Source organism: Streptomyces sp. NPDC014864, from assembly GCF_043081525.1.
Lineage (GTDB): Bacteria > Actinomycetota > Actinomycetes > Streptomycetales > Streptomycetaceae > Streptomyces.
In genome coordinates, this window is the sequence record NZ_JBIBWT010000008.1 from 362664 (window position 1) to 384150 (window position 21487).

Below are 21487 nucleotides of genomic sequence, written 5' to 3' on the forward strand. Positions count from 1 at the left end.
ACAGTTTCGTCACCGCCAACATAGGCGACCGGCGTGCGGCCTGTCCGCATCCAGCGCGACCGAAATTTCGCAGTTGACGGTCAGGATTTGCCGACCGTGGCCTTGTTGACCACGACCGTCGCGTTGGGAGCCCCGTCGCCCTGGCCGGAGCTCTCACCCGCGGCGGCGATCTTCTTCAGCACCTTCATACCGGATTCGGAAACGGTGCCGAACGGTGTGTAGCTGGGCGGAAGCTGACTGTCCTGGTAGACGAGGAAGAACTGGCTGCCTCCGGTGTGCTTCTGCCCGGTGTTCGCCACCGCCACCGTACCCGCGGGGTAGACATTGCCCTTCAGGCCGGGGTCCTTGAGGTTCTCGTCGGGAAGCGTGTACCCGGGACCTCCGCTGCCCGTGCCCGTCGGGTCGCCGCACTGCAGGACGTAGATGCCGTTGGTGGTGAGCCGGTGGCACCGGGTGTGGTCGAAGTAGCCCTTGCCCGCGAGGAAGGCGAACGAGTTCACCGTGTGCGGCGCGGCCGCCGTCTTCATCGCCACGTCTATGTCGCCGCACGTCGTCGCGAGCTTCATCGTGTACTTCGCCGACGTGTCGACCGTCATCGCCGGCTCCTTCTTCCAGCTCAGCTTCTTCACCGCGCCGGCCGCGGGCTTCGCGCACGGATCCGGGGCCTTGCTGGGCGCGGAGGGGCTGGGGGAGACGTCCGAACTCGCCTTGGTCTTGTCGTCGTTCTTGAGAACGCCGGTCGTGTAGAGCGCCACACTGCCGATGACCACCACGCCGAGGACCGACGCGATCACGGAGTTGCGCACGCGGGCCTTGCGCCGCGAGGCGGTGCGCCGCTGCTGCTGCCGCAAGAACTTCTCCCGGGCGAGCTGACGCCGCCGCTGTTCCTGGCTGACCACCGGGTTCTCTCCTCATGCGTCTGTTGGGTCGACCGGTGCACGTGCGTCGAGTGAGCCGACCGCTGGGGGTGTGACCCGTACCGTATATGGGTTCGCTGAGGATTCGGCAGCGCCGGTAGGCTCTGACGACGGGCTCAGCCACGCGCGGCCCCGCCGAAGTCCACCCCAACCGACACAACGAAGGACGATCGTGCTCATTGCCGGGTTCCCCGCCGGGGCCTGGGCGACGAACTGCTACCTCGTCGCCCCCGCCGCCGGTGAGGAGTGCGTGATCATCGACCCCGGCCACCAGGCCGCCCAGGGCGTCGAGGACGCGATCAGAAAGCATCGGCTCAAGCCCGTCGCGGTCGTCCTCACCCATGGCCACATCGACCATGTGGCCTCGGTCGTCCCCGTGTGCGGCGCCCACGACGTGCCCGCCTGGATCCACCCCGCCGACCGGTACATGATGAGCGACCCGGAGAAGGCGCTCGGCCGTTCCATCGGGATGCCGCTGATGGGCGAGCTGACCGTGGGGGAGCCCGACCACGTTGCTGAGCTGACCGACGGCGCGAAGCTGGAGCTGGCCGGTCTGGAGCTGTCGGTCGCGCACGCGCCGGGCCATACCAAGGGGTCGGTGACCTTCCGGATGCCCGAGACGGCCGACATCCCGTCGGTCCTGTTCTCCGGGGATCTGCTCTTCGCCGGCTCCGTCGGACGCACCGACCTGCCCGGCGGCGACATGGCCGAGATGCTCGACTCGCTGGCCCGCGTGTGCCTGCCGCTCGACGACTCGACCGTGGTGCTGTCCGGCCACGGCTCCCAGACGACCATCGGCCAGGAGCGCGCCACCAACCCGTATCTGCGGCAGGTGGCCGCCGGCCAGGGAGCGCAGCCCGCTCCCCGACGAGGAATGTGACGAGAGAGACCTCCCGTGAGCACCTTCAAGGCCCCCAAGGGCACGTACGACCTGATCCCGCCGGACTCCGCCAAGTACCTGGCCGTCCGTGAGGCGATCGCGGCCCCGCTGCGCAACTCCGGCTACGGCTACGTCGAGACGCCCGGCTTCGAGAACGTCGAGCTGTTCGCGCGCGGCGTCGGTGAGTCCACCGACATCGTGACCAAGGAGATGTACGCCTTCGAGACCAAGGGCGGCGACCGGCTCGCGCTGCGCCCCGAGGGCACGGCGTCCGTGCTGCGCGCCGCGCTGGAGGCCAACCTCCACAAGGCGGGCAACCTGCCGGTCAAGCTCTGGTACTCGGGCTCGTACTACCGCTACGAGCGTCCCCAGAAGGGCCGCTACCGCCACTTCTCCCAGGTCGGCGCGGAGGCCATCGGCGCCGAGGACCCGGCGCTGGACGCCGAGCTGATCATCCTCGCCGACCAGGCGTACCGCTCGCTGGGCCTGCGCGAGTTCCGCATCCTGCTCAACTCCCTCGGCGACAAGGAGTGCCGCCCGGTCTACCGCGCCGCCCTCCAGGACTTCCTGCGCGGCCTGGACCTCGACGAGGACACCCGCCGCCGGGTCGACATCAACCCGCTGCGGGTGCTCGACGACAAGCGTGAGTCCGTCCAGAAGCAGCTCACCGGCGCCCCGCTGCTGCGCGACTACCTGTGCGACGGGTGCAAGGCGTACCACGAGGAGGTCCGCGAGCTGATCACCGCGGCGGGCGTCTCCTTCGAGGACGACCCCAAGCTGGTGCGCGGCCTGGACTACTACACGCGGACCACCTTCGAGTTCGTCCACGACGGCCTGGGCTCCCAGTCCGCGGTGGGCGGCGGCGGCCGTTACGACGGACTGTCGGAGATGATCGGCGGCCCCGCACTGCCCTCGGTGGGCTGGGCGCTCGGCGTCGACCGCACGGTGCTCGCGCTGGAGGCCGAGGGCATCGCGCTCCAACTCCCCGCGTCGACCAGCGTGTTCGCGGTCCCGCTCGGCGAGGAGGCGCGCCGCGTCCTGTTCGCGAAGGTCACCGAGCTGCGCAAGGTCGGCATCGCCGCGGATTTCTCCTACGGCCACAAGGGCCTCAAGGGGGCCATGAAGAACGCCAACCGCAGCGGCGCCCGCTACACCCTGGTCGCCGGTGAGCGCGACCTCGCCGAGGGCGTGGTGCAGCTCAAGGACATGGAGTCCGGCGAGCAGTCGGCGATCGGCGTCAACGAGATCGTGGCGGAACTGGAGTCGCGGCTCGGCTAGCAGCGGAGCGTCGCCCGGCATCGCCGGTGCGTCCCGCGAAGGCGCCGGTCCCCCGCACAGGGTGCCCGGCGCCTTCGTCATGGGGGGCCGCGCGAGCCGTCGCCGCGGCCGTCGGTGCGGTCCGTCAATCCGGCAGGTCAACTCCGTGCGGGCCGATTCGTCCCGCCAGGCGATTTCGGTGTGCGAGCGCGGCCGCCCGCGACGGACGCCGCCGACGGCGGGGACGCCCCTCCAGCCCGGCCGAACCCGGCCGAAAAATCGAACGTCCGGGGGCGTTCGTGCGTATCTCCAGGTGTCCGCCGCACGGTGGACCCGGGCCCCGGTGCGGCACAATGGCCGTGACCGAAGAAAGCCCGACCCTCTAGTGACGGAATCGGCGTGATGAGCAAGACGACAGTCAAGGACGTCTCCACCGAGCCCGAGCCGGAGCACGCGGTGCGCGCGCCACGGACCGAGGGCGGCAGCCGCGCCTTCGCCCTGCTCCTGGTGATCACCGGCGCCGCCGGTCTGCTCGCCGCCTGGGTCATCACGATCGACAAGTTCAAGATCCTCGAGGGCAAGGTGAGCGGCAAGACGTTCACCCCGAGCTGCAGTCTCAACCCGATCGTCTCCTGCGGCAGCGTCATGGAGAGCAAGCAGGCCGGCGTCTTCGGCTTCCCCAACCCGATGCTCGGACTGGTCGCCTACGGGATCGTGATCTGCGTCGGCATGAGCTTGCTCGCCCGCGCCCGCTTCCCCCGCTGGTACTGGCTGACCTTCAACTTCGGCACGCTCTTCGGCGTGTGCTTCGTGACCTGGCTGATGTTCCAGTCGCTGTACCGCATCAACGCCCTGTGCCTGTGGTGCTCGCTGGCCTGGGTCGCCACGCTCACCATGTTCTGGTACGTGACCTCGTTCAACGTCCGCAACGACTTCCTGCCCGCCCCGCGCCCGGTGAAGAACTTCCTCGCCGAGTTCACCTGGGTCCTGCCGGTCACGCACACCGGCGTCATCGCCATGCTGATCCTGACCCGCTGGGGCAGCAGCCTCTGGGCCTGAGCCGCGGACCCCGCACCAGCAGTCTCCGGGCCTGGACCGGGGCCCCGCCGGGCCCCCGGATCCGGGCCCGACGGCTTTGTCGGTGGGGTGACATAGGGTTGCCGACGTGGAGCCCGACCTGTTCACCGCCGCAGCAGAAGAACGCCAGGAGAAGGACCCGGCCGCAAGCCCTCTGGCCGTCCGGATGCGCCCGCGCACCCTCGACGAGGTGGTGGGCCAGCAGCATCTGCTCAAGCCCGGCTCGCCGCTGCGCCGGCTGGTGGGCGAGGGCGCGGGTGGCCCGGCGGGACCGTCCTCGGTGATCCTCTGGGGCCCGCCCGGCACCGGAAAGACGACCCTCGCGTACGTCGTCTCCAAGGCCACCAACAAGCGCTTCGTGGAGCTGTCGGCGATCACCGCGGGCGTCAAGGAGGTCCGCGCGGTCATCGACGGCGCCCGCCGCGCCTCCGGCGGCTACGGCCAGGAGACGGTCCTCTTCCTCGACGAGATCCACCGCTTCAGCAAGGCCCAGCAGGACTCCCTGCTCCCGGCAGTGGAGAACCGCTGGGTGACCCTGATCGCGGCGACCACGGAGAACCCGTACTTCTCGGTGATCTCCCCGCTGCTGTCCCGCTCCCTCCTGCTCACCCTCGAACCACTCACCGACGACGACGTCCGCGGCCTGCTGCGCCGCGCGCTCACCGACGAGCGCGGCCTGAGGGAGGCCGTCGCCCTCCCCGAGGACACCGAGGACCACCTGCTGCGGATCGCGGGCGGCGACGCCCGCCGCGCCCTCACCGCACTGGAGGCCGCCGCCGGGGCCGCCCTGGACAAGGGCGAGCCGGAGATCGGCCTGCGGACGCTGGAGGAGACGGTCGACCGCGCCGCCGTGAAGTACGACCGCGACGGCGACCAGCACTACGACGTGGCCAGCGCCCTGATCAAGTCCATCCGCGGCTCCGACGTCGACGCGGCCCTGCACTACCTCGCCCGGATGATCGAGGCCGGGGAGGACCCCCGCTTCATCGCCCGCCGGCTGATGATCTCCGCCAGCGAGGACATCGGCCTGGCCGACCCGAACGCCCTGCCGACGGCGGTGGCAGCCGCGCAGGCCGTCGCCATGATCGGCTTCCCGGAGGCCGCGCTCACCCTCAGCCACGCCACCATCGCCCTCGCGCTGGCCCCCAAGTCCAACGCCGCGACCACCGCGATCGGCGCCGCCCTGGACGACGTGCGCAAGGGCCTGGCCGGACCGGTCCCACCGCACCTGCGGGACGGCCACTACAAGGGCGCGGCCAAGCTCGGCCACGCACAGGGCTACGCCTACCCGCACGACCTGCCCGAGGGCATCGCCCCACAGCAGTACGCGCCGGACGCCCTCAAGGAGCGCGAGTACTACACCCCGACCCGGCACGGCGCCGAGGCGCGGTACGCGGACGTGGTGGAGTGGACCCGGAAGCACCTCGGTCGGAAGCGGTCCTGAGCACCCTGTAGAATTCCCCGAAGCGCCGAGTCCCGCGCAGTCAGAGCGGGACAGCCGGCCGGAGACCCGGTCCCTCGGGACCGACTCCAGGAGCGTCGCGCACCGTCGATCGGTGTCGCGGGCAGCCCACCACCACCCGGATCCCGGGAGAGGTCGGTGGGCCACTCGCGTGCTGCACGTATGTGCCCAGACCAGGGGAGCGGCTGCCCGGCAGGTCCGATACGGACCCGACGGGATTCCCCGGCTGCGGATGCGACCTCCCACGACTCTGACAAGCCGGAAACCAGGAAAGAGACACACAGTGGCGAACCAGTCCCGCCCCAAGGTCAAGAAGTCGCGTGCCCTCGGCATCGCGCTGACCCCGAAGGCCGTCAAGTACTTCGAGGCCCGCCCCTACCCGCCGGGTGAGCACGGCCGCGGCCGCAAGCAGAACTCGGACTACAAGGTCCGTCTGCTCGAGAAGCAGCGTCTGCGCGCGCAGTACGACGTGTCCGAGCGCCAGCTCGTCCGCGCCTACGAGCGTGCCTCCAAGGTCCAGGGCAAGACCGGTGAGGCCCTGATCGTCGAGCTCGAGCGCCGCCTCGACGCGCTGGTCCTGCGTTCGGGTATCGCCCGCACGATCTACCAGGCCCGCCAGATGGTCGTCCACGGTCACATCGCGGTCAACGGCCAGAAGGTCGACAAGCCGTCCTTCCGCGTCCGTCCCGACGACGTGATCCAGGTCCGCGACCGCAGCAAGGACAAGACGCTCTTCCAGATCGCCCGCGAGGGTGGCTTCGCCCCCGAGGGCGAGACCCCGCGCTACCTCCAGGTGAACCTCAAGGCCCTGGCGTTCCGCCTGGACCGCGAGCCGAACCGCAAGGAGATCCCGGTGATCTGCGACGAGCAGCTCGTCGTCGAGTACTACGCCCGCTGATCCTCAGCAGGCCGTAGTACCACCGCAGCACCACCGCAGCACCACCGCAGCCCGCCGTCTCCCCGCCCTTCCGGGCGGGCGAGGCGGCGGGCTCGTGTGTGTCCGCCGTACACCACGCGGTGCGCGGGCTCTAATCCGGTACGGAGCCCCGCTCCCGGCGCGATAGGCTCGGTGCACTGATTCTTTTGGTTCCGATGATCACGCACGTTTCAGGGAGCGGGTGCGCACTGTGTCCGGTGGAGAGGTGGCCGGGATCCTGGTGGCCGTCTTCTGGGCGATCCTGGTCTCCTTCCTCGCCGTGGCACTGGCGAGGCTGGCCCAGACGCTCAGGGCGACCACCAAGCTCGTGGCGGACGTGACCGACCAGGCCGTCCCGCTGCTGTCCGACGCCTCGCAGGCGGTGCGCTCGGCGCAGACCCAGATCGACCGCGTCGACGCGATCGCCTCCGACGTCCAGGAGGTCACGTCCAACGCGTCCGCCCTGTCGACGACGGTCGCTTCCACCTTCGGCGGCCCTCTGGTCAAGGTCGCCGCCTTCGGATACGGCGTGCGCCGCGCCCTCGGCGGCCGCAAGGAGGAGGGGCCCGCCCGTACGCCCAGGCGTACGGTGATCGTGGGCCGCACCGTCCCGGCCGCGCGCCGGGGGAAGCGGAACAACCGGGAGAAGTAAGGACTAGCGATGTTCCGCCGTACGTTCTGGTTCACCACCGGTGTCGCCGCCGGAGTGTGGGCCACCACCAAGGTCAACCGCAAGCTCAGGCAGCTCACCCCCGAGAACCTCGCCGCGGCCGCGGCGAACCGGGCGCTCGAGGCAGGCCACCGGCTCAAGGACCGAGCGGTGGGGTTCGCCGTCGACGTCCGCGAGAACATGGCCCGGCGGGAGGCCGAACTCGGCGAGGCGCTGGGCATCAACGCGGACCCCGAACTCCCCGCACCCCGGCGCCACCCCGCCATCGAGAACCGCAACCACCCGAAGTACGTCGAGGGCTCGACGTACCAGACGCATTCGTACAACCGGAATGAGGACCACTGATGGAGTCGGCTGAGATCCGCCGCCGCTGGCTGAGCTTCTTCGAGGAGCGCGGGCACACCGTCGTCCCTTCGGCGTCGCTCATCGCGGACGACCCGACTCTGCTCCTCGTCCCGGCCGGCATGGTGCCCTTCAAGCCCTACTTCCTGGGCGAGGTCAAGCCGCCGTTCCCGCGCGCCACCAGCGTGCAGAAGTGCGTGCGCACGCCCGACATCGAAGAGGTCGGCAAGACCACGCGGCACGGCACCTTCTTCCAGATGTGCGGCAACTTCTCCTTCGGCGACTACTTCAAGGAAGGCGCCATCAAGCTCGCCTGGGAGCTGCTCACCACGCCCCAGGACAAGGGCGGTTACGGCCTCGACCCCGAGCGCCTGTGGATCACCGTCTACAAGGACGACGACGAGGCCGAGCGCATCTGGCACGAGGTCGTCGGCGTGCCCAAGGAGCGGATCCAGCGCCTGGGCATGAAGGACAACTACTGGTCCATGGGCGTCCCCGGACCCTGCGGCCCCTGCTCCGAGATCAACTACGACCGCGGCCCCGAGTTCGGCGTCGAGGGCGGCCCCGCCGTCAACGACGAGCGGTACGTGGAGATCTGGAACCTCGTCTTCATGCAGTACGAGCGCGGCGAGGGCACCGGCAAGGACAACTTCGAGATCCTCGGCGACCTGCCGAGCAAGAACATCGACACGGGCCTCGGCCTGGAGCGGCTCGCCATGATTCTGCAGGGCGTGCAGAACATGTACGAGATCGACACCTCCATGGCCGTGATCAACAAGGCCACCGAGCTGACCGGCGTGGCCTACGGCGACGCCCACGCCTCGGACGTGTCCCTGCGCGTGGTCACCGACCACATGCGCACCGCCACCATGCTGATCGGCGACGGCGTCACCCCGGGCAACGAGGGCCGCGGCTACGTGCTGCGCCGCATCATGCGCCGCGCCATCCGCAACATGCGCCTGCTCGGCGCCACCGGCCCGGTCGTCAAGGACCTCGTCGACGTCGTCATCGGCATGATGGGGCAGCAGTACCCGGACCTGGTCACCGACCGCGAGCGGATCGAGAAGGTCGCCGTCGCCGAGGAGAACGCCTTCCTCAAGACGCTCAAGGCCGGCACCAACATCCTCGACACCGCCGTGACCGAGACCAAGGCCTCCGGCTCCTCCGTACTGCCCGGCGACAAGGCCTTCCTGCTCCACGACACCTGGGGCTTCCCGATCGACCTCACCCTGGAGATGGCCGCCGAGCAGGGGCTCTCCGTGGACGAGGACGGCTTCCGCCGCCTGATGAAGGAGCAGCGGGAGCGCGCCAAGGCCGACGCCCAGGCCAAGAAGACCGGCCACGCCGACCTCGGCGCCTACCGTGAGATCGCCGACTCGGCCGGCGCCACCGACTTCACCGGCTACAACGACACCCAGTCCGAGACCACGGTCGTCGGCCTGCTGGTGGACGGCGTCTCCTCCCCGGCCGCCTCCGAGGGCGACGAGGTCGAGGTCGTCCTGGACCGCACCCCGTTCTACGCGGAGGGCGGCGGCCAGATCGGCGACACCGGCCGCATCAGGACCGACTCCGGTGCCGTCGTCGAGGTCCGCGACACCCAGAAGCCGGTGCCGGGCGTGTACGTCCACAAGGGCGTCGTCCAGGTCGGCGAGATCACCGTCGGCGCCCGGGCCCACGCCTCGATCGACGTCCGCCGCCGCAAGTCCATCGCCCGCGCCCACTCGGCCACGCACCTCACCCACCAGGCCCTGCGCGACGCGCTCGGCCCGACGGCCGCCCAGGCCGGTTCCGAGAACCAGCCCGGCCGCTTCCGCTTCGACTTCGGCTCGCCGTCCGCCGTTCCGACGGCCGTGATGACCGACGTCGAGCAGAAGATCAACGAGGTGCTCGCCCGCGACCTCGACGTGCACGCCGAGGTCATGGGCATCGACGACGCCAGGAAGCAGGGCGCCATCGCCGAGTTCGGCGAGAAGTACGGCGAGCGCGTGCGCGTGGTCACCATCGGCGACTTCTCCAAGGAGCTGTGCGGCGGCACGCACGTCCACAACACCGCCCAGCTCGGTCTGGTGAAGCTGCTCGGCGAGTCCTCCATCGGCTCCGGTGTGCGCCGTATCGAGGCCCTCGTCGGTGTCGACGCCTACTCCTTCCTCGCCCGCGAGCACACGGTCGTCAACCAGCTCACCGAGCTGCTCAAGGGCCGCCCGGAGGAGCTGCCGGAGAAGGTCGCCGGCATGCTCGGGAAGCTGAAGGACGCCGAGAAGGAGATCGAGAAGTTCCGCGCCGAGAAGGTGCTGCAGGCCGCCGCCGGTCTCGCCGAGTCCGCCAAGGACGTCCGCGGGGTCGCCGTGGTCACCGGGCGGGTTCCGGACGGCACCACGCCGGACGACCTGCGCAAGCTGGTCCTCGACGTGCGCGGCCGCATCCAGGGCGGCCGGGCCGCCGTGGTCGCCCTGTTCACGGTGAACAACGGCAAGCCGCTGACCGTCATCGCCACCAACGACGCGGCCCGCGAGCGCGGTCTGAAGGCCGGTGACCTGGTGCGCACGGCCGCCAAGACGCTCGGCGGCGGCGGTGGCGGCAAGCCGGACGTCGCCCAGGGCGGCGGCCAGAACCCGGCCGCGGTCGGCGAGGCCGTCGCGGCCGTGGAGCGCATGGTCGCCGAGACCGCCAAGTAAGAAACGGTCAAGAGATGAGAAGAGGACGCCGGCTCGCGATCGACGTCGGGGACGCCCGTATCGGGGTCGCCTCCTGCGACCCCGACGGGATCCTCGCCACTCCGGTGGAGACGGTCCCGGGCCGTGACGTCCCGGCGGCCCAGCGCCGTCTGAAGCAGCTCGTCGAGGAGTACGAGCCGATCGAGGTCGTGGTCGGTCTCCCTCGCTCCCTCAAGGGGGGCGAGGGCCCGGCCGCCGTGAAGGTCCGCGGATTCGTCCAGGACCTGGCGCGTATGCTCGCGCCGGTACCGGTCAGGCTCGTCGACGAGCGGATGACGACCGTGACAGCCAGTCAGGGGCTGCGCGCCTCGGGCGTGAAGTCCAGGAAGGGCCGTTCGGTGATCGACCAGGCGGCCGCCGTCGTCATTCTCCAGCAGGCCCTGGAATCCGAACGGGTGTCAGGTAAAGCACCCGGCGAGGGCGTCGAAGTGGTCATCTGATCGCGATACGGTAACGTTCCGCGCGATGCGCCGGTGTTCGAACAGCCGACGCACAGGAGAGGCGGAACGGGAGCCGGGCCCAGGGCCGTGTGACCGCCGTCTCGCGGCTCTAGGGGATCGATGACTGAGTATGGCCGGGGCCCAGGCTCCGAACCGTGGCATCCGGAGGACCCGTTGTACGGGGACGGCGGATGGGGAGGACAGCAGGCCCACGACGGCCGGCAGTCCCCCTACGGCGGCCGGCCGCAGCAGCATCCGCAGCAGCCGCAGTACGGCGACTGGAGCCAGGGCCACGAGCAGGCCGGCTACGGCGGCCAGTACCCGCAGCAGCAGTACGGCGACCAGGGCCACCAGACCTACGCCGGCCACCCGCAGTACCAGCAGGGCGGCTGGGACGGCACCGGCGCACAGCCGCAGGTCCCCTACCCGGGCGAGGCCGGCGGGCAGCCGCACGTCCGGTACCCCGCCGACCCCTACGCCCAACAGGCCGCGTCCTACGAGGGCGAGCAGCCCGACTTCTACGCCACCCCCGGCGCGTACCCCCCGCCGGAGCCGCCGAGCCGCAGGCGCGCCGAGCCCGAGCCGCGGCCGGACTGGGACCCCGAGGCGGACCAGGGCCCGGAGGAGCACCCGTTCTTCACGGGTGGCGACGACGATGACGACGACCTCGCCGCGGACTCCACCGACGACCGGGGGCGCCGGGGCCGCGGGGACAAGGGCAAGGCCAAGGGCGGCAAGGGCAAGAAGCGCCGCAACGGCTGCGCCTGCCTGGTGGTCGTGCTGGTGTTCGGCGGCGGCGTGGCCGGGGTCGGCTACTTCGGCTACACCTTCTACCAAAATCGTTTCGGCGCGGCCCCGGACTACGCGGGCAACGGCACCGGCGAGATGGTGACCGTCGAGATCCCCAAGGGCGCCCTCGGCAACGACATCGGCCGCAAGCTCAAGGAGGCCGGCGTCGTCAAGAGCGTCGACGCCTTCGTGGCCGCCCAGTCGCAGAACCCCCGGGGCAAGCAGATCCAGGCGGGCGCCTATCTGCTGGAGAAGCAGATGTCCGCGGCGAGCGCGGTCGCGCTGATGCTCGACCCCAAGAGCCAGAGCAATGTGCTGGTCAAGCCTGGCGAGCGCAACGCCCAGGTCTACGCGGCGATCGACAAGCAGCTCGAGCTGTCCGCCGGCACCACGAAGAAGACCGCCGCGAAGCAGTACAAGACCCTCGGCCTGCCGAGCTGGGCGAACAGCAACACCAGGATCCTCGACCCGCTGGAGGGCTTCCTCTACCCGGGCACCTATCCCGCCGCCAAGGGCATGAAGCCGGAAGCGGTGCTCAAGGAGATGGTGAGCGAGGCCAACGACGCCTACGGCCAGGTCGACCTCGCCGCGAAGGCCAAAGCGCTCAACCTGCAGAACCCGCTCCAGCTCGTCACGGTCGCGAGCCTCGTCCAGGCCGAGGGCAAGACCCACGACGACTTCCGCAAGATGGCGGAGGTGGTCTACAACCGCCTCAAGCCCACCAACACCGAGACCAACCAGCTGCTGCAGTTCGACTCGACCTTCAACTACCTCAAGGGCGAGAGCAACATCCACATCAGCGAGAAGGAGATCAACAACAACACCAGCCCGTACAACACGTACACCAACAAGGGTCTGCCGCCCGGGCCGATCGGCAACCCCGGCGACGACGCGCTGAGGGCGGCACTCAATCCGACCGGTGAGGGCTGGATCTACTTCGTGGCGACCGACGGCATGAACAAGACCGAGTTCGCCCGCACCTACGCCGAGTTCCAGAAGCTCAAGGACAAGTTCAATGCCAGCTCGGGCCACTGACGCCCGCCGGGCCGCCGTGCTCGGTTCGCCCATCGGCCACTCCCTCTCACCGGTGCTGCACCGTGCCGCGTACGGCGAACTGGGGCTCACCGGCTGGTCGTACGACCGGTTCGAGGTCGACGAGGCCGGGCTGCCCGCCTTCTTCGAGGGCCTCGGTCCGGACTGGGCGGGGCTGTCGCTGACCATGCCGCTGAAGCGGGCGGTCATCCCGCTGCTCGACGAGATCAGCGAGACGGCGGCCTCGGTCGAGGCGGTCAACACCGTCGTGTTCACCGAGGACGGCCGCCGGGTCGGCGACAACACCGACATCCCCGGCATGGTCGCCGCCCTGCGCGAGCGCGGCATCGAGCAGGTCGACTCGGCGGCGATCCTCGGCGCCGGAGCCACCGCATCCTCGGCGCTGGCCGCCCTCGCCCGCGTCTGCACCGGCGAGGTCACCGCCTACGTCCGCAGCGAGGCGCGGGCCGCCGAGATGCGGCAGTGGGGCGAGCGGCTGGACGTCGAGGTCCGCACCGCCGACTGGGCGGACGCGGCCGAAGCTCTGTGCGCACCCCTGGTCGTCGCCACCACCCCGGCCGGGACCACGGACGCGCTCGCAGCCGCCGTGCCGGAGCGGCCCACCGTCCTCTTCGACGTGCTGTACGAGCCCTGGCCGACGGCCCTGGCGGCCCGCTGGTCCCTGGCCGGCGGCGCCGTGATCAGCGGCCTGGACCTGCTGGTGCACCAGGCGGTGCTGCAGGTGGAGCTGATGACCGGCCGCTCCCCGGTCCCGCTGGAAGCCCTGCGCGCGGCGGGCGAGAAGGCCCTGTCGGAACGCTGACGGCCGTCCGCGCGGACCGGCCGGGAGACCGGCGCGCGGCCCCGCCCCCGGGAGCCCGCTCCACGGACGCGTCCGCTTCCTGGACCGACGACCGGTTCGTGCCCCGGGACGTGGGAGGATCGGAGGTGGCGGGCCGGAGCCGCGCACCCGGCCGCGCCGTCGCCGTACGCGAGGACACGCGTACGCAGGGCAGTACCAGGGCGCGAGCACTGAGGAGCACCGTTGAGCAGGCTGCGTTGGCTGACCGCGGGGGAGTCCCACGGTCCCGCACTCGTCGCGACGCTGGAGGGCCTTCCCGCCGGCGTGCCGATCACCACGGAGATGGTGGCGGACCACCTCGCGCGGCGGCGGCTCGGCTACGGCCGCGGTGCGCGGATGAAGTTCGAGCGGGACGAGGTCACCTTCCTCGGCGGCGTCCGGCACGGCCTCACCCTCGGCTCCCCGGTCGCGATCATGGTGGGCAACACCGAGTGGCCCAAGTGGGACAAGGTCATGGCCGCCGACCCGGTCGACCCGGCGGAGCTGGCCGAACTCGCGCGCAACGCCCCGCTGACCCGCCCCCGCCCCGGCCACGCCGACCTGGCGGGTATGCAGAAGTACGGCTTCGACGAGGCCCGTCCGATCCTGGAGCGCGCCTCCGCCCGTGAGACGGCCGCGCGGGTCGCGCTCGGCGCGGTGGCCCGGTCGTACCTGAAGGAGACGGCCGGCATCGAGATCGTCTCCCACGTCGTGGAGCTGGCCGCGGCCAAGGCGCCCTACGGCGTCCACCCGACCCCGGCCGACGTCGAGCGCCTGGACGCCGACCCGGTGCGCTGCCTGGACGCCGACGCCTCGAAGGCGATGGTCGCCGAGATCGACCAGGCCCACAAGGACGGCGACACCCTCGGCGGGGTCGTCGAGGTCCTGGCGTACGGCGTGCCGGTCGGCCTCGGCTCGCACGTGCACTGGGACCGCCGCCTGGACGCGCGCCTGGCCGCCGCCCTCATGGGCATCCAGGCCATCAAGGGCGTCGAGGTCGGCGACGGCTTCGAGCTGGCCCGGGTGCCCGGCTCCAAGGCGCACGACGAGATCGTCACCACGGACGAGGGCATCCGGCGGGCCACCGGCCGCTCCGGCGGCACCGAGGGCGGTCTGACCACCGGCGAGCTGCTGCGCGTGCGCGCCGCCATGAAGCCGATCGCCACCGTGCCGCGGGCGCTGCGGACCGTCGACGTCAGCACCGGCGAGCCGGCGCAGGCCCACCACCAGCGCTCCGACGTGTGCGCGGTCCCCGCGGCCGGCATCGTCGCGGAGGCCATGGTCGCGCTCGTCCTGGCGGACGCCGTGGCGGAGAAGTTCGGCGGCGACAGCGTGGCCGAGACGCACCGCAACGTCCGGTCGTACCTCGACCACCTCCCCATCCGATGAGCGCGCCCCTGGTCGTCCTGGTCGGGCCGATGGGCGTGGGCAAGTCCACCGTCGGCCGGATGCTCGCCGAGCGCCTCGGCGTCGGCTACCGGGACACCGACGACGACATCGTCGCCGCAGAGGGCCGGACCATCGCGGAGATCTTCGTCGACGAGGGCGAGCCGGTCTTCCGCGCCGTCGAGAAGCGCGCGGTGCACACGGCGCTCGCCGGGCACGACGGCGTCCTCGCCCTCGGCGGCGGCGCGATCCTCGACGCGGACACCCGGGCGCTGCTGGCCGGCCACCGCGTGGTTTACCTGTCGATGGACGTCGAGGAAGCGGTCAGGCGCACGGGCCTCAACGCGGCCCGCCCGCTGCTCGCCGTCAACCCTCGCAAGCAGTGGCGCGAGCTGATGGAGGCCCGCCGGCACCTCTACGAGGAGGTCGCCACGGCGGTCGTGCCCACCGACGGGCGTACGCCCGAGGAGGTCACCCGAGCCGCCCTGGACGCACTGGAGTTGAAGACCGCATTCCCCGGGGGACACACCCCGGACCCCCGGCCGGAGGACGTCGTGGCAGACCAGGTGACAAGGATTCAGGTGGCCGGCACGGCGGGCACGGACCCGTACGAGGTACTGGTCGGCCGGCAACTCCTCGGCGAGCTGGGCGGGTTGGTCGGGCCGAAGGCCAAGCGTGTCGCGGTGATCCACCCCGAGGCGCTCGCCGAGACCGGTGACGCGCTCCGCGCCGACCTGGCCGCGCAGGGCTACCAGGCCGTCGCCATCCAGGTGCCGAACGCCGAGGAGGCCAAGACCGCCGAGGTCGCCGCCTACTGCTGGAAGGCGCTCGGCCAGTCCGGCTTCACCCGCACCGACGTCATCGTCGGCGTGGGCGGCGGCGCCACCACCGACCTCGCCGGTTTCGTGGCCGCGACCTGGCTGCGCGGGGTGCGCTGGATCGCCGTTCCGACCACCGTGCTCGCGATGGTGGACGCGGCGGTCGGCGGCAAGACCGGCATCAACACCGCCGAGGGCAAGAACCTGGTGGGCGCCTTCCACCCGCCGGCCGGCGTGCTGTGCGACCTGGCGGCCCTCGACTCGCTCCCGGTCAACGACTACGTCTCCGGTCTCGCGGAGGTCATCAAGGCCGGCTTCATCGCCGACCCGGTGATCCTCGACCTCATCGAGTCCGACCCGGAGGCGGCGCGCACCCCGGCAGGACCGCACACCGCCGAGCTGATCGAACGCTCCATCAGGGTCAAGACGGACGTCGTCTCCGCGGATCTGAGGGAGTCGGGCCTCAGGGAGATCCTCAACTACGGGCACACCCTCGCCCACGCCATCGAGAAGAACGAGCGCTACAAGTGGCGGCACGGCGCGGCCGTGGCGGTCGGCATGCACTTCGCCGCCGAACTCGGCCGTCTCGCGGGCCGCTTGGACGACGCGACCGCCGACCGTCACCGCACCGTCCTGGAGTCCGTGGGGCTGCCGCTGCACTACCGCTACGACCAGTGGCCCAAGCTGCTGGAGACCATGAAGGTGGACAAGAAGTCCCGCGGCGACCTGTTGCGCTTCATCGTCCTCGACGGGCTCGCCAAGCCGACCGTCCTGGAGGGCCCGGACCCGGCGGTGCTGCTCGCCGCGTACGGAGAGGTCGGGAGTTAAGTCCCGCCCCGCTCCGGTCCGTCCGTTTCGCCTGCGGCGCCGGGCACTTCGGACCGCCCCCGGCCGTTCACCATGCGACGGCCGGGGGCGGTACCGTTCGGTAGCACGGCGGGCCCGCCCCGCTGCCAGCGCTCATTGCCTTGTACGAGACGGAGTGGCACCGGATGCAGCACGCAGTGGGGAATCCGCTGCCGCCGCCCCACCAGCCGGGGCACGGACCGGCCGTCGGCTGGTCGTCGGCCGCACACCAGCCGGGTCCGCACCACGCGGGCGCGCACCAGGGCTCCGCCCCCGTGCCACCGCCGCCACCGGCACCGGGCTACCCGGGCGCCGCCCCGGCGCCGCACGCGCCCCAGCCGGCGGGTCCGCCGCAGCCCGCGCCCCAGCCCGCCCCGGTCCCGGCCCCGCCCGCCGGGCCGCGGCAGCCCGCTCCGGTCCCGCCGGGTGCGCCGCAGCAAGGCGTTCCGGTCCCGCCGGGTGTTCCGCAGCAGCCCGGTCCGGTTCCGCCGGCGGCGCCGCAGTCCGTATCCGGCCCGTCGGTCCCGGCCCCGGACACCACCGGCCATGTGCGGCTGCCCCCGGGCGGCCCGGTCGCCATGCCGAGCGCCCCGCCCGCCCAGGCCGTGCCCGACCCGTCCGGCACCACCCTCGCGGTGCTGCTGATCGGACCGGCGGGCGCGGGCAAGACGAGCGTGGCCAAGTACTGGGCGGACCACCGCCGGGTCCCCACCGCCCACATCAGCCTCGACGACGTACGCGAATGGGTCCGCTCGGGCTTCGCCGACCCGCAGTCCGGCTGGAACGACAACTCCGAGGCGCAGTACCGCCTGGCCCGCCGCACCTGCGGCTTCGCCGCGCGCAACTTCCTCGCCAACGGCATCTCCTGCATCCTCGACGACGCGGTCTTCCCCGACCGCCCGGTCGTCGGGCTCGGCGGCTGGAAGCGGCACGTCGGCCCCGGACTGCTCCCGGTCGTCCTCCTGCCCGGCCTGGACGTCGTCCTGGAGCGGAACGCCGAGCGCACCGGCAACCGGCGCCTCACCGACGAGGAGGTCGCCCGCATCCACGGCCGCATGGCCGGCTGGTACGGCTCGGGCCTCCCGATCATCGACAACTCCCAGCTCGACGTCCCGGCCACGGCCCAGGTCCTCGACGAGGTCCTGTCCCGCGCCATCGCCAGCCCCCCGCAGTGGTGACCACGCCCTGACCGGTCCCGGCGGGAGGGTGGGACGGGCGACGGGCCGGGAGGTGCGGACGGCGGCGCCGGCACAGCCCTCCCACCTGCGACCGGACCACCACTCGGGCACCCTTCCCGGCATGTGCGCGCCGCCTCCTGAACGCCCACTCGGCCCTCCCGACCGGCGACATCCGGCGCGCGCTCTTACGCTCGGTTCATGTCAGAGGTGTACGCGGCCCGCCGGAGCCGGCTACGGGAGCGCTGCAACGCGGGCGGCAGCGCGGCGGCGTTGGTGACTCGTCCCGCCAATGTGCGGTACCTCGCGGGCGCGGCCCCGCGGTGTGCCGTCCTGCTCCTCGGAAAGCGCGAGGACCTGCTGGTGTGCACGAGCCCACCGGAGGACCGGCCCTACGAGGGACGGCCGGACGAGGCGCTGCGTGTGCAGGTCCTGCCCCGGCCGGGCGCCGACGCGGCCGTCGCCGCCGCCGACCTCGCCGAGGGCCAGGGCGCCGACTCCCTGGCCGTCGAGGAGCACCACCTCACCGTGGCCCGGCACCGCGCCCTCGCCTCGGTGGCACCACGGCTCCGCCTCGCCGACCTGGGCCACGCGGTCGAACAGCTCAGGGTCGTCAAGGACGAGGAGGAGATCTCCTGTCTGAGGATCGGCGCCGAGATCGCCGACCAGGCCCTCGGCGAGCTGCTGGAGTCCATCCTCGTCGGCCGCACCGAGCGCCATCTCGCGCTGGAGCTGGAGCGGCGGCTCGTGGACCACGGCGCGGACGGCCCCGCCTTCCCGACCTCGGTCGCCACCGGCCCGAACTCCGGCCGCCGCGGCCACCGGCCCACCGACCGGCGGGTGGAGGAGGGCGACTTCCTCTCGGTGTGCCTGGGCGCGGCCTACCGCGGCTACCGCTGCGAGATCGGCCGCACCTTCGTCATCGGCACGTCCCCCGCGGACTGGCAGATCCAGCTCTACGACCTGGTCTTCGCCGCCCAGCGCGCCGGCCGGGAGGCCCTGGCCCCCGGCGCCGGCTACCGCGACGTCGACCGCGCCGCACGCCAGGTCCTGGACTGCGCCGGGTACGGCGAGGGCCTGCAGCCCCTCATGGGACACGGCGTCGGACTCGAATTCGACGAGGACCCGCAGTTGGCTCCCGCGGCCATGGGTAAACTGGACGCTTGCGTGCCGGTCACCGTCGAACCGGGGGTCCACCTCCCGGGCCGGGGCGGTGTCCGGATCGATGACACGCTCGTCGTACGCCCCGAGGCGGACGGCGGACCCGAGCTACTCACCATCACGACCAAGGAGCTGCTCGCGCTCTAGCCTCGCGCTGTGCGCCTGCCCCCGGTCGTACGTCAGTCCAGGAGATTCCGCAACCGTGGCTTCCACGAACGACCTCAAGAACGGCATGGTGCTCAAGCTCGAAGGCGGCCAGCTCTGGTCCGTCGTCGAGTTCCAGCACGTCAAGCCCGGCAAGGGCCCCGCCTTCGTGCGCACCAAGCTCAAGAACGTGCTGTCCGGCAAGGTGGTCGACAAGACCTTCAACGCCGGCGTCAAGGTCGAAACGGCCACCGTCGACAAGCGCGACATGCAGTTCTCCTACATGGACGGCGAGTACTTCGTCTTCATGGACATGGAGACCTACGACCAGCTGCACATCGACCGGAAGGCCGTCGGCGACGCCGCGAACTTCCTGGTCGAGGGCTTCACCGCGACCGTCGCCCAGCACGAGGGCGAGGTGCTCTTCGTGGAGCTCCCGGCCGCCGTCGAGCTGACCATCGCCGAGACCGAGCCGGGCGTCCAGGGTGACCGCTCCACCGGCGGCACCAAGCCCGCGACGCTGGAGACCGGTCACCAGATCCAGGTCCCGCTCTTCATCACCACCGGTGAGAAGATCAAGGTCGACACCCGTACGAGCGACTACCTCGGCCGGGTGAACAGCTAACCGTGGCTGCCCGCAACACGGCCCGCAAGCGCGCCTTCCAGATCCTCTTCGAGGGCGACCAGCGCGGCACCGACGTCCTGACCGTGCTCGCGGACTGGATCCGGCACGCCCGCTCCGACACCCGGCAGCCGCCGGTGAGCGAGTACACGATGCAGCTCGTCGAGGGGTACGCCGAGCACGCGAGGCGGATCGACGAGCTGATCGCGCAGTACGCGGTCGGCTGGACGCTGGACCGGATGCCGGTCGTCGACCGCAACCTGCTGCGCCTCGGCGCGTACGAGCTGATCTGGGTCGACGAGACCCCGGACGCCGTCGTGCTGGACGAGATGGTGCAGCTCGCGAAGGAGTTCTCCACGGACGAGTCGCCCTCCTTCGTCAACGGGTTGCTCGGCCGCCTGAAGGACCTCAAGCCCTCGCTGCGCCGCGAGGCGTGAGAAGCGGGGCGCGAGAGGCGCCGGACGTGCCGGAGGGCCCGCAGCGGTGACGCTGCGGGCCCTCCGGTGTGTTCCCGTGCCCCGAGCTCCGGGCAGGGCCGCAGAATGCCGCCGGGGTGGCCGGAACCGTGAAAGTTCCGGCCACCCCGGCGGCACGTTTCTGCGGTGGTCCTTGCGGCTCAGCTCTCCTCGTGGGACGCCACGGCGCGGCGCGCGTCCGCGTCCAGCACGCCCCAGCTGATCAGCTGCTCGGTGAGGACCGAGGGCGACTGGTCGTAGATGACGGCGAGTGTGCGCAGGTCGTCCTGGCGGATCGAGAGCACCTTGCCGTTGTAGTCACCGCGCTGGGACTGGATCGTCGCCGCGTAGCGCTGCAGCGGGCCCGCCTTCTCGGCCGGCACCGTGGCCAGCCGCTCCAGGTCCAGGACCAGCTTCGGCGGAGGCTCGGCGGCGCCGCCCGGGGTGGTGCCCGGCAGCAGCTCCTGCACGGGGACTCCGTAGAAGTCCGCCAGCTCGGCGAGGCGCTGCACGGTCACGGCGCGGTCGCCGCGCTCGTAAGAACCGACCACGACCGCCTTCCAGCGTCCCTGGCTCTTCTCCTCGACACCGTGGAGGGAAAGGCCCTGCTGGGTGCGGATCGCCCGGAGCTTGGCCCCGAGCTGTTTGGCGTATTCGCTGGACATATGGCTCCCCGGACACTGTGTCGACGCGACTGGCTTGGCTTCCAGGCCGCGCGGCTGGTAACTCACTGTGAGGTTACGCAGCGTTACTCTGCCGCGTCAAGCCGAACGGTCCGGCCGCCTCTTCCGTTCCGGTGGAGTCCGGCAGGGTCAGGGGGGTGAAAGGGCACTCTCGCGGGCCTGCTACCGTTGGTGGCGCAAATCCGACGTCCTTTAAGGTCCGTCCCGTGAGGCGGAGAAGGAGGTCCGTTTCGTATGGACACGAACGCGCACACTCAAGCGTCCGATGCGAGGCCCGTCCTCGAAGGGCCCGACATCGCGCGGGTGCTGACCCGCATCGCCCACGAGATCGTCGAGCGCGCCAAGGGCGCCGACGACGTGGTGCTCCTCGGCATTCCGACCCGGGGTGTCTTCCTCGCCCAGCGGCTCGCCGCCAAGCTCGAGCAGATCACCGAGCGCAAGGTCCCCTGCGGCTCGCTCGACATCACCATGTACCGCGACGACCTGCGCATGCACCCGCCGCGCGCGCTGGCCCGCACCGAGATCCCCGGTGACGGCATCGACGGCCGGCTGGTCGTCCTCGTCGACGACGTGCTCTTCTCCGGCCGCACCATCCGCGCCGCCCTGGACGCCCTGAACGACATCGGGCGGCCCCGCGCGGTGCAGCTCGCGGTCCTCGTCGACCGCGGCCACCGCGAACTGCCCATCCGCGCCGACTACGTCGGCAAGAACCTCCCCACGTCGTTGCGGGAGACGGTCAAGGTCCAGCTCGCCGAGGAGGACGGTCGCGACACCGTGCTGCTCGGCGCCACGCCGGACGCCCCGGGCGAGCGGCAGCGATAGCGCTCCGGCGTACGCCACCGGCGTACGCCCCGCGGCTG

General features: G+C 71.4%; 20 protein-coding genes. 18 read left to right on the forward strand and 2 right to left on the reverse strand.

The window, feature by feature from the left end; genetic code table 11:
* Positions 1-80 precede the first annotated feature (80 nt).
* The gene (locus ACF1A5_RS17860) at positions 81-899 is read right to left on the reverse strand and encodes a peptidylprolyl isomerase (protein WP_392193784.1); all 819 of its coding nucleotides are present in this window, start codon (positions 897-899) and stop codon (positions 81-83) included.
* Positions 900-1089: 190 nt separating this feature from the next.
* Between ACF1A5_RS17860 and ACF1A5_RS17865 the strand changes: the two genes are divergently transcribed.
* The 17 genes from ACF1A5_RS17865 (at position 1090) to nusB (ending at position 19926) form a co-directional block, all read left to right on the forward strand.
* Positions 1090-1797 (forward strand): MBL fold metallo-hydrolase, encoded by a 708-nt coding sequence (locus ACF1A5_RS17865; RefSeq protein ID WP_392193785.1) that lies wholly within the window; start codon positions 1090-1092, stop codon positions 1795-1797.
* Between the two features lie 15 nt (positions 1798-1812).
* Positions 1813-3075: a histidine--tRNA ligase gene (hisS, locus tag ACF1A5_RS17870; protein WP_392193786.1), complete on the forward strand. Its 1263-nt coding sequence runs from the start codon at positions 1813-1815 to the stop codon at positions 3073-3075.
* 381 nt (positions 3076-3456) lie between these two features.
* Positions 3457-4113, forward strand: a complete 657-nt coding sequence (locus tag ACF1A5_RS17875; protein ID WP_392193787.1) for a vitamin K epoxide reductase family protein — start codon at positions 3457-3459, stop codon at positions 4111-4113.
* Positions 4114-4219: 106 nt separating this feature from the next.
* Entirely contained in the window at positions 4220-5575 is a 1356-nt protein-coding gene (locus ACF1A5_RS17880; protein WP_392193788.1) for a replication-associated recombination protein A, read from the forward strand.
* A 301-nt stretch (positions 5576-5876) separates the two neighbouring features.
* Entirely contained in the window at positions 5877-6491 is a 615-nt protein-coding gene (rpsD, locus tag ACF1A5_RS17885) for a 30S ribosomal protein S4 (RefSeq protein WP_356185249.1), read from the forward strand.
* Positions 6492-6711: 220 nt separating this feature from the next.
* Positions 6712-7161 carry a DUF948 domain-containing protein gene (locus ACF1A5_RS17890; protein ID WP_392193789.1) on the forward strand — a complete coding sequence of 150 codons (450 nt, stop codon included), beginning with the start codon at positions 6712-6714 and terminating at the stop codon, positions 7159-7161.
* 9 nt (positions 7162-7170) lie between these two features.
* Positions 7171-7524, forward strand: a complete 354-nt coding sequence (locus ACF1A5_RS17895) for a hypothetical protein (RefSeq protein WP_392193790.1) — start codon at positions 7171-7173, stop codon at positions 7522-7524.
* Positions 7524-10196, forward strand: coding sequence for an alanine--tRNA ligase (gene alaS, locus ACF1A5_RS17900; RefSeq protein WP_392193791.1), 2673 nt, complete (start codon positions 7524-7526; stop codon positions 10194-10196). The genes ACF1A5_RS17895 and alaS overlap by 1 nt, the downstream gene beginning before the upstream one ends.
* Before the next feature lie 14 nt (positions 10197-10210).
* On the forward strand, positions 10211-10675 hold the full coding sequence (ruvX, locus tag ACF1A5_RS17905) for a Holliday junction resolvase RuvX (RefSeq protein WP_392193792.1): 465 nt from the start codon (positions 10211-10213) through the stop codon (positions 10673-10675).
* Between the two features lie 120 nt (positions 10676-10795).
* Complete coding sequence (gene mltG / locus ACF1A5_RS17910) at positions 10796-12499, forward strand: endolytic transglycosylase MltG (RefSeq protein ID WP_392193793.1); 1704 nt, start codon at positions 10796-10798, stop codon at positions 12497-12499.
* On the forward strand, positions 12480-13319 hold the full coding sequence (locus tag ACF1A5_RS17915; RefSeq protein WP_392193794.1) for a shikimate dehydrogenase: 840 nt from the start codon (positions 12480-12482) through the stop codon (positions 13317-13319). The genes mltG and ACF1A5_RS17915 overlap by 20 nt, the downstream gene beginning before the upstream one ends.
* Positions 13320-13541: 222 nt before the next feature.
* Positions 13542-14726, forward strand: coding sequence for a chorismate synthase (gene aroC, locus ACF1A5_RS17920; RefSeq protein WP_392193795.1), 1185 nt, complete (start codon positions 13542-13544; stop codon positions 14724-14726).
* A complete protein-coding gene (aroB, locus tag ACF1A5_RS17925) occupies positions 14723-16369 on the forward strand; it encodes a 3-dehydroquinate synthase (protein WP_392193796.1) in 1647 nt (548 codons plus the stop codon). The genes aroC and aroB overlap by 4 nt, the downstream gene beginning before the upstream one ends.
* A gap of 164 nt (positions 16370-16533) precedes the next feature.
* Complete coding sequence (locus tag ACF1A5_RS17930; protein ID WP_392193797.1) at positions 16534-17565, forward strand: Pro-rich N-terminal domain-containing protein; 1032 nt, start codon at positions 16534-16536, stop codon at positions 17563-17565.
* 198 nt (positions 17566-17763) lie between these two features.
* On the forward strand, positions 17764-18870 hold the full coding sequence (locus tag ACF1A5_RS17935; RefSeq protein WP_392193798.1) for an aminopeptidase P family protein: 1107 nt from the start codon (positions 17764-17766) through the stop codon (positions 18868-18870).
* A 55-nt stretch (positions 18871-18925) separates the two neighbouring features.
* The gene (gene efp, locus ACF1A5_RS17940) at positions 18926-19492 is read left to right on the forward strand and encodes an elongation factor P (RefSeq protein ID WP_014671526.1); all 567 of its coding nucleotides are present in this window, start codon (positions 18926-18928) and stop codon (positions 19490-19492) included.
* Positions 19493-19494: 2 nt separating this feature from the next.
* Positions 19495-19926: a transcription antitermination factor NusB gene (nusB, locus tag ACF1A5_RS17945; RefSeq protein WP_392193799.1), complete on the forward strand. Its 432-nt coding sequence runs from the start codon at positions 19495-19497 to the stop codon at positions 19924-19926.
* 179 nt (positions 19927-20105) lie between these two features.
* On the opposite strand, the gene bldD is transcribed toward nusB, so the two are convergent.
* A complete protein-coding gene (gene bldD, locus ACF1A5_RS17950; RefSeq protein ID WP_004990661.1) occupies positions 20106-20609 on the reverse strand; it encodes a transcriptional regulator BldD in 504 nt (167 codons plus the stop codon).
* A gap of 252 nt (positions 20610-20861) precedes the next feature.
* Here bldD and pyrR point away from each other — a divergent pair, with 252 nt between their 5' ends.
* On the forward strand, positions 20862-21449 hold the full coding sequence (pyrR, locus tag ACF1A5_RS17955; RefSeq protein WP_356185205.1) for a bifunctional pyr operon transcriptional regulator/uracil phosphoribosyltransferase PyrR: 588 nt from the start codon (positions 20862-20864) through the stop codon (positions 21447-21449).
* Positions 21450-21487 lie beyond the last annotated feature (38 nt).

What these genes read in the sequence shown, in the direction of transcription:
- ACF1A5_RS17875 (WP_392193787.1), top strand. Translation starts at nt 3,457, where the DNA reads ATGAGCAAGACGACAGTCAAGGACGTCTCCACCGAGCCCGAGCCGGAG.
- ACF1A5_RS17895 (WP_392193790.1), top strand. Translation starts at nt 7,171, where the DNA reads ATGTTCCGCCGTACGTTCTGGTTCACCACCGGTGTCGCCGCCGGAGTG.
- alaS (WP_392193791.1), top strand. Translation starts at nt 7,524, where the DNA reads ATGGAGTCGGCTGAGATCCGCCGCCGCTGGCTGAGCTTCTTCGAGGAG.
- ruvX (WP_392193792.1), top strand. Translation starts at nt 10,211, where the DNA reads ATGAGAAGAGGACGCCGGCTCGCGATCGACGTCGGGGACGCCCGTATC.
- mltG (WP_392193793.1), top strand. Translation starts at nt 10,796, where the DNA reads ATGACTGAGTATGGCCGGGGCCCAGGCTCCGAACCGTGGCATCCGGAG.
- ACF1A5_RS17915 (WP_392193794.1), top strand. Translation starts at nt 12,480, where the DNA reads ATGCCAGCTCGGGCCACTGACGCCCGCCGGGCCGCCGTGCTCGGTTCG.
- aroB (WP_392193796.1), top strand. Translation starts at nt 14,723, where the DNA reads ATGAGCGCGCCCCTGGTCGTCCTGGTCGGGCCGATGGGCGTGGGCAAG.
- ACF1A5_RS17930 (WP_392193797.1), top strand. Translation starts at nt 16,534, where the DNA reads ATGCAGCACGCAGTGGGGAATCCGCTGCCGCCGCCCCACCAGCCGGGG.
- ACF1A5_RS17935 (WP_392193798.1), top strand. Translation starts at nt 17,764, where the DNA reads ATGTCAGAGGTGTACGCGGCCCGCCGGAGCCGGCTACGGGAGCGCTGC.
- bldD (WP_004990661.1), bottom strand. Translation starts at nt 20,609, where the DNA reads ATGTCCAGCGAATACGCCAAACAGCTCGGGGCCAAGCTCCGGGCGATC.
- pyrR (WP_356185205.1), top strand. Translation starts at nt 20,862, where the DNA reads ATGGACACGAACGCGCACACTCAAGCGTCCGATGCGAGGCCCGTCCTC.